Origin of the sequence: Kitasatospora sp. NPDC057500 (assembly GCF_042802195.1) — a bacterium.
Classification (GTDB): Bacteria; Actinomycetota; Actinomycetes; order Streptomycetales; family Streptomycetaceae; genus Kitasatospora.
Genome location: NZ_JBHVER010000040.1, coordinates 35565 through 46879, shown reverse-complemented (window position 1 = coordinate 46879; position 11315 = coordinate 35565). Strand labels below are relative to the sequence as shown.

The window sequence follows — 11315 nt, the reverse complement described above, 5'->3', positions numbered from 1 at the left end:
ATAGTTTCATCATCTTCCATTCAGCTGGGAGCGGCTGCCAGCATCGGCGGACCGTCACCGCCCGAGGGAGATGCCGATGAACCGCCCCCGTCCTCTGCGTTGTCTGGCCGCGCTCGCGCTGGTGGCCCTGGCCGCCACCGCCTGCGGGCGTTCCGACCAGGGTTCGGCCGCCGCACCGGGTGCGGCCGCCGGGGACACCGCCGGGAAGAGCTCGGCCGAGCTGCTGCCGGGCAAGTACAAGCAGGCCGGCGTGCTGAGAGTGGCGACCGCCGTAGGGTACCCGCCGATGGAGATGTACAAGCCGGGCACCACCGAGCTGACCGGCGTCGACCCGGACCTCGCCGCGGCGGTCGCGGCCAAGCTCGGACTGAAGCTGGAGATGACCAACGCCTCGTTCGACGGGCTGATCCCGGGCCTCCAGGCCGGCCGGTTCGACCTGGTGATGTCCTCGATGACCGACAGCGAGCAGCGCCGCCAGGCCGTCGACTTCGTCGACTACTTCCGCACCGGCGGGGTCGTCATGACCACCAAGGACAACCCCCAGGGCATCAAGTCCCTGGAGGACCTCTGCGGCAAGCAGGTGGTACTCGCCAAGGGCAGCTCCAACCTGGAGATCGGCGAGCAGCAGAACACCAAGTGCGCCGAGAAGATGACCATCTCGCAGAGCGAGGACGCGCCGACCGGGCTGCTCCAGCTGGACAGCGGGCGGGCCGTCGCCACCATCGTGGACTACCCGGTGGCGCAGATGTTCGCCCAGAAGAACACCGCCTACCAGGTGCTGCCGGAGCAGTACGGGACGGCGCCGTGGGGCATCGCGGTGGCGAAGAAGGAGAGCGGGCTGCGCGACGCGGTGCAGCGGGCGCTCCAGGAGCTGATCGACTCGGGCGAGTACCGCACGGTGCTCGACAAGTACGAGGTCGGCGGCAGCGCGGTCACCAAGGCCACCGTCAACACGGTCGGGCAGTGAGCGCGGTGACGGGCGACGGCATGAGAGGCGCCACGGCGACCGCCACCGTGGCGAAGGCGGCCGAGGAGGACCTCGCGCTGCGGGTGACCGGGCGGCCCCGGCCCGGACGGTGGGCGGCCGTGCTGGTGGCCGCGTTCGTGGCGGTCTGGCTGGCCTACACCATCATCGTCAACCCCAACCTGCACTGGGACGTCATCGCGAAGTACCAGTTCGACGGCGTGATCCTGGAAGGTCTGTGGGTCACCGTCCAGCTGACCCTGATCTCGCAGGTGGTCGGCATCGTGATCGGCGTGCTGGCGGCGGTGATGCAGCTGTCGGACAGCCCGGTGCTGCGGGCCACCTCCGGCGCGTACACCTGGTTCTTCCGGGGGACGCCGCTGCTGGTTCAGCTGATCTTCTGGTTCAACCTCGCGCTGCTGATCCCCGAGATCAGCATCGGCATCCCGTTCGACGGGCCGAAGCTGGTCAGCTGGCAGACCAACGCGCTGATCACCGGCTTCGTGGCGGCGCTGCTGGGCCTGTCGATCAACGAGGGCGCCTACATGTCGGAGATCGTCCGGGCCGGCATCCAGAGCGTCGACCCCGGGCAGCGGGAGGCCGCGGCGGCCCTCGGCATGTCCAACCGGCAGATCCTCGTCCGGGTGGTGCTGCCGCAGGCGATGCGGGTGATCATCCCGCCGTTCGGGAACCAGTTCATCTCGATGCTGAAGACCACCTCGCTGGTCTCGGTCATCGCGGGCGCCGACCTGATGACGGTCTCCCAGCACCTGTACCTGGCGAACTTCGAGGTCATCGCCCTGCTGGTGGTGGCGTCGATCTGGTACCTGGTGCTGACCACCATCGCGAGCGTCGCGCAGCACGCCGTGGAGCGGAAGTTCAGCCCCGGGGCGCAGACGGCGCGCCCCGCGCTCGGGCAGCGGGTGCTGCGCAACCTGCGGCCCGGCGCGAGGAAGACGGACGTGAGGAAGACGGACCCGAGGAAGAAGGGGGCGGGGAAGTGACGGTGGCGACGGACGAGGTGATCCTCTCGGCGCGCGGCGTGCGCAAGCGGTTCGGCGATCTGGAGGTGCTGCGCGGGATCGACCTGGAGGTGCGGTGCGGGGAGGTGCTCTGCGTGATCGGGCCCTCCGGCTCCGGCAAGTCCACCCTGCTGCGCTGCTTCAACCACCTGGAGAAGATCGACGCCGGGCGGATCGCCGTCAACGGCGAGCTGATCGGCTACGAGCCGGCCGGCTCCGGCGGGACCACGCTGCGCGAGCGGCGGCCCAAGGACATCCAGCGCCAGCGCGAGCGGATCGGCATGGTGTTCCAGCGGTTCCACCTCTTCCCGCACCGCACGGCGGTGCAGAACGTGATGGAGGGACCGGTCGCCGTCCAGGGCCGCAGCCGGGCCGCGGCCGAGCGGCAGGCCCGCGAGCTGCTGGACCGGGTCGGCCTCGCCGACCGCGCCGACCACTACCCGGGCCAGCTCTCCGGCGGCCAGCAGCAGCGGGTCGCGATCGCCCGGGCGCTGGCCATGGAGCCGACCCTGATGCTCTTCGACGAGCCCACCTCGGCGCTCGACCCCGAACTCGTCGGGGAGGTGTTGGGCGTGATGCGCGACCTGGCCCGCAGCGGGATGACGATGATCGTCGTCACCCATGAGATGGGGTTCGCCCGCGAGGTCGCCGACCGGGTCGTCTTCATGGACCAGGGCGCGGTCGTCGAGGCCGGCCGCCCCGACGAGGTGTTCACCGCCCCGCGCCACGAGCGCACCCGGGCCTTCCTGGCGACGGTGCTGTGATGGCGGGCGTGGAACTCCTTGTGCGCGGCGGCCTGCTGGTGGACGGCACCGGGGCGCCGGCGCGGCCCGCCGACCTCGCGGTGGCGGGAGGGCGGGTCACCGTGCTGGCGCCCGGGTCCGGCGCGGACGGGGCCGGCGACCGCTCGGTGCCGGTCCTCGACGCCGCCGGGCTGGTCGTCGCCCCCGGGTTCATCGACGTGCACACGCACTCCGACGCGCTGGCCGCCGTCGGGGAGCCGGACCCGGCCGGCGGCGCCGTCCCCGGGGACACCGCGTGGGCCGCCCTGGAGGAGCTGCGGCTCGCCCCGCTCCTCCAGGGCGTGACCACCGAGATCAGCGGCAACTGCGGCAGCAGCCTCTTCCCCTGCCTGCCCGAGCGGCTGCCGGAGCTGGCCGAGCACCTGCGGGTCACCTTCGGCATCGGCCCGGTCGGCCCCGCCGAGGACTTCGCCGCCTTCGCCGCCGCCCAGCGGCCCGAACTGCGGCGCAACCACCTCGCCTCGCTGGTCGGCCACGGCACGCTGCGCGCCGGGGTGATGGGCTTCGCCGACCGGCCGCCCCGGCCCGAGGAGCTGGACGCGATGTGCGGACTGCTCGACCGCGCCCTCGCCCAGGGCGCGGCCGGGTTCTCCACCGGCCTGATCTACCCGCCCGGCACCTACGCCGACACCGACGAGATCGTCGCGCTGGCCCGCGTCGCGGCCCGGCACGGCAAGCCGTACGTCACCCATCTGCGGGACGAGATGTCCCAGGTGGAGAAGGCCCTGGAGGAGGCGCTGGAGATCGCCGTACGCTCCGGCGCGCCGCTCCAGGTCTCCCACCACAAGACCGCCGGCCGGCACGCCTGGGGCGCCACGCTGCGCACCCTCCCCCGGCTCGAACAGGCCCGCGCGGACGGCCTGGACGTCCTGTGCGACGTCTACCCCTACACGGCGGGCAGCACGGTGTTGCACGCGATGCTGCCGCCGTGGGCCAGCGAGGGCGGGATCGGCGCGCTGCTGGAGCGGCTGCGCCGCCCCGAGGTGCGCGAGCGGATCCGGGCGGACATCGCGGGCGGGGTGGACGGCTGGGAGAACACCGTCGGCAACGGCGGCTGGGACCTCATCGCGGTCGCCGCCGCCCCGGCCCGCCGCGCGGCGGAGGGCCACCGGATCGCGGAGCTCGCGGCCGCGGACGGCGTCGACCCGGTCGACTACGTCTGCGACCTGCTGCTCGACTCACAGGGGGAGGTGACCATCATCAGCCACTCGATGCGCGAGGACGATGTCCGCCGGGTGCTGGCCAGTCCGCTGTCGATGATCGGCTCGGATGGCGTGCCCAAGCCCGGGAAGCCGCACCCGCGCTGGGCGGGCAGCTTCGCCCGGGTGCTCGGCCACTACGGCCGGGACGAGGGTCTGCTGCCGCTGGAGGACGCGGTGCACAAGATGACCGGGCTGCCGGCGGCGCGGTTCCGGCTCGCCGGGCGCGGAGTGGTCCGCGACGGCGCGGTGGCGGACCTGGTGGTACTGGACCCGGACGCCGTCCGGGACGCGGCCACCTTCGAGCGGCCGCTGCTGCCGCCGCGGGGGGTGGCGGCCGTGGTGGTCGCCGGGCAGGTCGCGGTGCGTGACGGGCGGCCGACGGACGCCCGGGCCGGAGAGGTGGTACGGGTCCGATGATCCTGGCACAGGTGGCGGCCGCCGCGAGGTCGGCGGCCGCACTGCCGCTGACCCTGGCGGTCGCGGCGGTGGACGTGGACGCGGACGCGGAGCTGACGGCCGGATCGGACGGGAGCGGCGGGGGCGGCTCGGTCGGGGTGGACGACACGGTGGTGCTGCCGGTCGCCAGCGCGTCCAAGCTGCTGCTGCTCGCCGAGGTGGCACGCCGGCTGGACGCCGGGGAGCTGCGGGCGGACGCGGTGGTGCCGATCGAGGACGGGGACGTGACTGGCGGCACCGGGCTGCTGCGGCGGCTCTCGCGCGGACGCGCGGGCGCGGGTGACGGCGGCGTGCGTGACGGCGCGGACGGGTGCGGCTGGACCGTCGAGGACCTGGCCTGGCTGACCGCCTCGGTCAGCGACAACACGGCGACCAACGCGCTGCTGCGGACCGTCGGCCTGCCCGCCACCGAGCGGTTGGCCCGGAACCTCGGACTGGACCGGCTCACCCTGCACGACCGGGTCCGCGACGTCCGCGGGCCCGGTATGCCGCCGGTGTTCGCCACCGGGACCGCCCGGGACCTCGCGCGGCTGGTCGCGCTGGCCGTCCGGGGCGACCTGGTCACGCCCGGCGCGTCGGCGCGGCTGCTGGCGTGGATGCGCTCCAACACCGACCACGGGCTGGTGCCGGCGCTGGTCCAGCACGACCCGTACGCGGAGTGCTTCCCCGATCCGCTGCCCGGCGGGCTGCTGGTCGCCAACAAGACCGGGACCGACACCGGGGTGCGGGCCGACGCCGGGGTGCTGATCGGCACCCGGCGGGTGGCCTACGCGGTGATCGCGCACTGGGACGTGGCGCTCGGGCCCAGCACGGAGCGGGCGGCGGTGCACGCCATCCGCGAGGTCGGACGGGCGCTCGCGGCGGGCGCGCTGCGCGGCGAGCCGGCGACCTGCGCGCTGCTGCGGCAGGCGGGCGGCTGAGCGGAGCGGGCAGCTCAGCGGAGCAGGGCGGGCAGCTCAGCGGAGCGGGCAGCTCGGTGGGCGCCCGGGGCACGGCGGTGAGCGGCCGCCGGGGTGGTCAGGACCACTGCAGTTCGAGCAGTGACCTGACCTCCCCGGCGGCCGCCCGCAGTTCGCCGAGGAACGCCCGGACGGCCGGGTTGCGGTTGGTGGCCCGGGTGGCCACGCCGATCCGGCGGTGCAGCTGCGGGTGGTCCAGCCGGCAGACGTGCACACCGGCGCTGTCGGCCAGGCCGAGGGCCGGGATCAGCGCGACGCCCATACCGGCCCGGGCGAGGTTGATCGTCACCTGGTAGTGGTCGCTGCGGCAGCGCACCCGGGGGCGGAACCCCTCGGCGGCGCAGGCGCGTTCCAGCACCGGCTCGCCGGTGGAGCCGCCGTGGGTGCCGATCCAGCTCTCGCCGTCGAGCTCGGCGAGCCGGACCAGGGTCCGCCGGCCGAGCCGGTGGCGCAGCGGCACGACCACCAACTGCGGTTCGTCGAAGTAGAGTTCCACCTCGGCCACGCCCTGGCGGGCGGCCTGGCGGATCCACGGGTCGAGCGGGTGCTCGAAGACCACCGCCGCGTCCAGCCGGCCGGCCTCCAGGTCGGGGAGCAGTTCGTGCGGCTGGCCCATGATGAGTTCGAGTTCGACCTGCGGGTGCCGGGCCGAGAAGGCGGTGAGCGCCCGGGGCAGCAGGTCGAGGCCCGCCGAGGCGAAGAAGCCGAGCCGCAGCACGCCCGCCGTGCCCTCGGAGTGGGCGCGCAGGTCGTCCTGGGCGACGGCCATCAGGTCGGCGATCGCCTGGGCGTGCTCGGCCAGCCGGACGCCGGCCGGGGTCAGCCGCAGGGACTGCGGCTGGCGCTCGACCAGCGCGACGCCCAGCTCCTGTTCGAGGCGGGCGAGCTGGTGGGAGACGGCGGACGGGCTCAGGTGCAGCGCCTGCGCCGCGGCCACGATGGTGCCCCGGCGGGCGATCTCCAGCAGGACGAGCAGACGGGCGCTGTTCAGCATCGGGCCAGGGTAGGTCATCGTGGCTGGTCAGGGGCGGAGGGCGGGTCTGTAGACCGGTCGGTCGATTCTTCTCGATTCAGTAGACCGATCTGCATATTCACCGTAGCGAAGAAGTAGACCGGTCTACCTATTTAGGTGAATAGGTAGACCGGTCGACATATTCGGCCGAACGGTCAGGCGTCGATGCCTCAGGCGTCGACGGCCTGGCGCGAAGCGGCGGGGACGACGTCGAGGCGGAGCAGGTCCTCCTCGGTCTCCCGGCGCACCACCACCCGGGCCTCGCCGTCGCGGACGAAGACCACGGCCGGGCGCGGCAGCTTGTTGTAGTTCGACGCCATCGCGTACCCGTATGCGCCGGTGACCGGGGTGGCGAGCACATCGCCGATCCGCAGGCCGGCCGGGAGGGCGGCGTCGTCGATGATGACGTCCCCGCTCTCGCAGTGCTTGCCGACCAGCCGGGCGCGCAGCGGTCGGGGCTCCTCGGGGCAGCGCGGCAGGAACGCCTCGTAGCGCGCGCCGTACAGGGCGGGGCGGAGGTTGTCGCTCATCCCGCCGTCGACGCTCACATACGTCCGCACGCCCGCTATCCGCTTGACCGTGCCCACCCGGTAGAGGGTCAGCCCGGCGCGCGCGGTGATCGAGCGCCCCGGTTCGACGCCGACCTCCCCGGTCCAGCCGGCCCCGCGGACGGCCGCCCGCACCCGGTCCGCCCACACGGCGAAGGACGGCGCGCTCTGGCCGGCCAGGTACGCCACGCCGAGGCCGCCGCCGACGGTCAGCCGGGCCACCCCGCTGTCCACCGCGAACCGGGCCACGGCGGCGGCGCCGTCGGCGAGTTCGGCCGGGTCCAGGACCTGCGAGCCGACGTGGGCGTGGACGCCCTCCAGGTGGACCGCCGACGAGGCGGCGGCCCGGCGGACGGCGGCCTCGGCGGCGCCGTCCAGCAGCCCGAAGCCGAACTTGGAGTCGTGTCCACCGGTCTGGATCGCCTCGTGGGCGCCCGCCGCGACCCCAGGTGCCACCCGCAGCTGGACCCGGGCCGGCGGCAGGCCCTCCTCGGCGACCAGGCGCTCGATCCGGTCCAGCTCGTCGAAGCTGTCGACGACGACGTGCCGCAGGCCCGCGGTGAGGGCGGTGCGCAGTTCGGCGTCGCTCTTGTTGTTGCCGTGCAGCACGATCCGCCCGGGGGAGACCCCGGCGTGCAGGGCGGTGCGCAGTTCGCCGCCGGAGGCGACGTCGAGCAGCAGGCCCTCCTCGGCGGCGAGCCGGGCCATCGCGGTGCAGAGGAAGGCCTTGGAGGCGTAGGCGACGTTGTCCGGGCCGAAGGCGGCGACGGCCTCTCGGCAGCGGCGGCGCAGGTGCTCCTCGTCGTAGACGAAGAGCGGGGTGCCGAAACGGCGGGCGAGTTCGGTCAGCGCCACGCCGCCGACGGCGAGCCCGGCGGGGCCCGTCCCGGCGGTGAGCGGCAGCAGTCCGGCGTCCACGGGCGGTTCCGCGGGCGGCTCGTCCACGGGCGGTTCGTCCATAGGCGGCTCCACCGGCAGGGCGGGCAGGGCGCCGGGCGAGGCGGCGAGGGGCGACTGGGCGGCGGGCGAGACAGGCGACACGGATTCCTCCCGGCGGGCTGGTTCGCCTGCCATCCTCGGCCGGGTGGGAGGAGTCGGAAAAGCGCATTCTTCCGGCCCTGAGCGGTACCGGTTTCGATGCTCCGCCCGGAGCGGCGCCACCGGCGGCAACACGCCGGCCGCGCACCCCGGCAACGGGGGTGCACGGCCGGCGGGACGGATCAGCCGCGACGGGCGCGGCGGATGGCGGAGGTGACCACCGGCGGCAGCAGGTCGCCGACCGCCCGCTTGGCGACATTGGCCGGGCGGCGGCGCTCGGCGGCACGGGCGCGGCGCGCGGCGAGGTCGCGGACGGCCTCGTCGCGCTCGCGCTCGGCGGCGCGCAGGGCGTCCTCGGTGGCCTGCGTCTGCTCGCGGCGCGCCGCCTCGGCGGCCAGCCGGTCGTGGTGGCGGGAGACCCGGAACGGCTCGGCGCCGTCGGAGCTGCCGTCGATCCGGACCACCCGGTGCGAGGCGAGCGTCTCATTGGTGATGGAGCAGTCCGGCAGGGTGCCCCGGCGGGCCAGCAGGTCGAGCTGGGCGGGCTCCGGGTCGCCCCAAGTGCCGTAGAACTTGGTGTCGGTGAGCACGACGGGCCGCAGGCCGTGGTTGAAGACCGCCTCCCAGGTGGCGGCGGCGACGCCCGGGGTGTGCGCGGAGCGGTAGTCGTCCAGCACCACGACGCCCTCCGGCGCGAGCGCCGTCCTGGCCACCTGGAGGTCGCCGGCCACGTGCTCGTAGAGGTGCGAGGCGTCGATGTGGATGAACCGGAACCCGCCCGCCGGGATGCGGCCGTCGGCCAGGACCGAGGTGGGGGCCTGGATGATCTCCGGCAGCCGGTCGTGGAAGGAGAGGTAGTTGGTCTCGAAGGCGGTGCGGGTCAGCGTCTTGCGGTAGGACATGTCCATCTCGGCGGCGTTCTCGTCGTCCGGTGCGTCCGAGTCGAACAGGTCGCAGACCGTGAAGGTCTCGCCCGCCTGGAGGTGCGCCCCGATGACGATCGCGCTGCGGCCCAGGTAGGCCCCCATTTCCATGAGGTCCCCGGAGAATCCCGCTTTCTCCTGGCGCCCGAGGAACCAGTCGAAGAGATGGCGGTCGTGGTCCCAGAACCACCCCGGCACGTCATCCAGAACGGCCGGCTCCTGCTGGTCGGTTCCAAGTGCGGCGTCGGTCACGAAGCGGCTCCTAAGACGGTACGAACGACCATGGGGGCTTTCCTCCGGGCTCTGAGGGGCCCGCCCGCCCCGGCGGCCGGCGACGGTCCTCGTCGGTCCCTGAGCCCGGGCGGGGTGAAGCCTCGGGCACGTGGACAGGACGCGACCTGCCGCCAACCGTAGTCCTACGCAGCCGAGTTCGCCGCAATCTACCGGCTTCCGAGCGAACTTGGACGAAGTTCCGAGAAAGGATTTCGCGGCCCGGCACTATGTGCGCGTACTTGACCGCGGTCCGCCCCGGAACGGTGGACCGCTTCGTCCATATTGCCGCCGCCTCAGCGGATTTGCCATCGCCGCGGAAGAGGATCTTCGCTGAACCGGCAGGCCCCGGCGTGAGTCCCCCCGCTTCCCCCCGAGACTGCTCCGGATGGCTGACGAGGGCCGCGAGCGGCGCCGCGGCGCGCCCCGGTGGTGCTCCCACCGGACCTTGCGTCCCCCGGGGCGCGCCCCGTTGACTGGCCCCGGGGCCGGCTGTACGAAGGGCCGGCGGGGGGCGCGAGGACCAGCGGAACCGGCAGGAGAGGGCAGCACATGGCGGGCGAGAGCGAGCGGGCCGAGGGGTACGCCGAGTACACCGATCAGTATGTCGACGGCGCCTGGCGGCCCGCGCTGGACGAGGGGTCGATCCCGGTGCTCGACCCGGCGACCGAGCGCGTGCTCGCGACCGTCCCGGCCGGCGGCGCGGCGGACGTCGACGCCGCCGTGGCGGCGGCCCGCCGGGCGGCCCGCGCCTGGGGCGCGACCACCGCCGCCGAGCGGCTGGTCCCGCTGACCCGGCTGCGCGACGGCCTGGCCGCCCACCAGGAGGAGATCGCCGCCACCGTGACGGCCGAGCTGGGCGCGCCGATCGGCTTCGCCACCGCCGTGCAGGCCACGCTGCCGCTGACGATCACCGATACCTACCTGGAACTGCTGGCCGGCTACCCGTTCGAGGAGCGGATCGGCAACTCGGTGGTGCACGCCGAGCCGGCCGGGGTGGTCGCGGCGATCACGCCGTGGAACTACCCGCTGCACCAGATCGCCGCCAAAGTGGTGCCCGCGCTGGCGGCCGGCTGCCCGGTGGTCCTCAAGCCGGCCGAGGACACCCCGCTGGTGGCCCGGCTGTTCGCCCGGCTGGTCGACGCGGCGGGCTTCCCCGCCGGGGTGTTCAACCTGGTGACCGGCACCGGCGCGGTGGCCGGCGCGGCGCTGGCCGGCCACCCGGACGTGGACGTGGTGTCGTTCACCGGCTCGACGGCGGTCGGGCGGACGGTCGCCGAGGCCGCCGGACGCGGCATCAAGCGGGTGTCCCTGGAGCTGGGCGGCAAGTCCGCCAACGTGGTGCTGCCGGGCGCCGACCTGGCCCGCGCGGTGAACGTCAACGTCGCCAACGTGTTCACCAACGCCGGCCAGACCTGCAGCGCCTGGACCCGGCTGCTGGTCCACCGCGACCAGTACGACGAGGCGGTGGCGCTCGCCTCGAAGGCGGCCGACAAGTACGTCCCGGGCGACCCGAAGGACCCGGGGACCAGGATCGGGCCGGTGGTCAGCGCCCGCCAGCGCGAGCGGGTGCGCGGCTACATCACGGGCGCGCTCGCCGAGGGCGCGCGCCTGGTGGCGGGCGGTGCCGACGCCCCGGACGGCCTCGGCACCGGCTTCTACGTCCGCCCGACCGTGCTCGCCGACGTCACCCCCGGTATGACGGTGGCCCGCGAGGAGGTGTTCGGGCCGGTGCTGGCGATCCTGGCGTACGACGACGAGGACCACGCCGCCGAGTTGGCCAACGCCACCGAGTACGGCCTGGCCGCCGGGGTCTGGGCGGCCGACACCGAGACCGCCGCCCGCTTCGCCCGCCGACTGGACGCCGGGCAGGTCGACCTCAACGGCGGCCGCTTCAACCCGCTGGCGCCGTTCGGGGGCTACAAGAACTCGGGCCTCGGCCGCGAGCTGGGCCGGTACGGCCTGGAGGAGTACCTCCAGACCAAGTCGCTCCAGTACTGACGCCTCGCCCCAGGAGCCTGCACGGCACCGGCCCTGACACCGCCACCGGCACCGGCCCTGACACCGCCGCGGGCCCCGCCGGGGGGTGGCGGCCCGGCGCGCGCACCCGCACCCCGC

Annotated in this window: 9 protein-coding genes; 6 read left to right on the top strand and 3 right to left on the bottom strand. The window is 74.2% G+C overall.

All coding sequences use genetic code 11. The features are described 5' to 3' along the window. Window positions 1-76 precede the first annotated feature (76 nt). Genes ACFU74_RS12045 through ACFU74_RS12025 form a run of 5 tightly spaced genes read left to right on the top strand, consistent with a single transcriptional unit; the run spans window position 77 to window position 5367 of the window. The gene (locus tag ACFU74_RS12045; protein ID WP_380755412.1) at window positions 77-967 is read left to right on the top strand and encodes an ABC transporter substrate-binding protein; all 891 of its coding nucleotides are present in this window, start codon (window positions 77-79) and stop codon (window positions 965-967) included. Further along, window positions 964-1968 (top strand): amino acid ABC transporter permease, encoded by a 1005-nt coding sequence (locus tag ACFU74_RS12040; RefSeq protein ID WP_380755410.1) that lies wholly within the window; start codon window positions 964-966, stop codon window positions 1966-1968. Before ACFU74_RS12045 ends, ACFU74_RS12040 begins: the two co-directional genes overlap by 4 nt. A gap of 20 nt (window positions 1969-1988) precedes the next feature. Then, window positions 1989-2750: an amino acid ABC transporter ATP-binding protein gene (locus ACFU74_RS12035; RefSeq protein WP_380755416.1), complete on the top strand. Its 762-nt coding sequence runs from the start codon at window positions 1989-1991 to the stop codon at window positions 2748-2750. A gap of 8 nt (window positions 2751-2758) precedes the next feature. Continuing rightward, entirely contained in the window at window positions 2759-4408 is a 1650-nt protein-coding gene (locus ACFU74_RS12030; protein WP_380755408.1) for an amidohydrolase family protein, read from the top strand. Further along, window positions 4405-5367: a serine hydrolase gene (locus tag ACFU74_RS12025; RefSeq protein ID WP_380755406.1), complete on the top strand. Its 963-nt coding sequence runs from the start codon at window positions 4405-4407 to the stop codon at window positions 5365-5367. The genes ACFU74_RS12030 and ACFU74_RS12025 overlap by 4 nt, the downstream gene beginning before the upstream one ends. A 97-nt stretch (window positions 5368-5464) precedes the next feature. Here the strand turns inward: ACFU74_RS12025 and ACFU74_RS12020 are convergent, their stop codons facing one another. The 3 genes from ACFU74_RS12020 to ACFU74_RS12010 all read right to left on the bottom strand — a co-directional run bounded on the left by ACFU74_RS12020 (window position 5465) and on the right by ACFU74_RS12010 (window position 9179). Further along, complete coding sequence (locus ACFU74_RS12020) at window positions 5465-6400, bottom strand: LysR family transcriptional regulator (protein WP_380755404.1); 936 nt, start codon at window positions 6398-6400, stop codon at window positions 5465-5467. A 188-nt stretch (window positions 6401-6588) separates the two neighbouring features. Next, on the bottom strand, window positions 6589-8007 hold the full coding sequence (gene lysA / locus ACFU74_RS12015) for a diaminopimelate decarboxylase (RefSeq protein WP_380755402.1): 1419 nt from the start codon (window positions 8005-8007) through the stop codon (window positions 6589-6591). 179 nt (window positions 8008-8186) lie between these two features. Beyond that, window positions 8187-9179, bottom strand: a complete 993-nt coding sequence (locus ACFU74_RS12010; RefSeq protein ID WP_380755400.1) for a class I SAM-dependent methyltransferase — start codon at window positions 9177-9179, stop codon at window positions 8187-8189. A 570-nt stretch (window positions 9180-9749) separates the two neighbouring features. On the opposite strand from ACFU74_RS12010, the gene ACFU74_RS12005 reads away from it, so the two are divergent. Then, window positions 9750-11198, top strand: a complete 1449-nt coding sequence (locus ACFU74_RS12005) for an aldehyde dehydrogenase family protein (protein WP_380755398.1) — start codon at window positions 9750-9752, stop codon at window positions 11196-11198. Window positions 11199-11315: the final 117 nt, after the last annotated feature.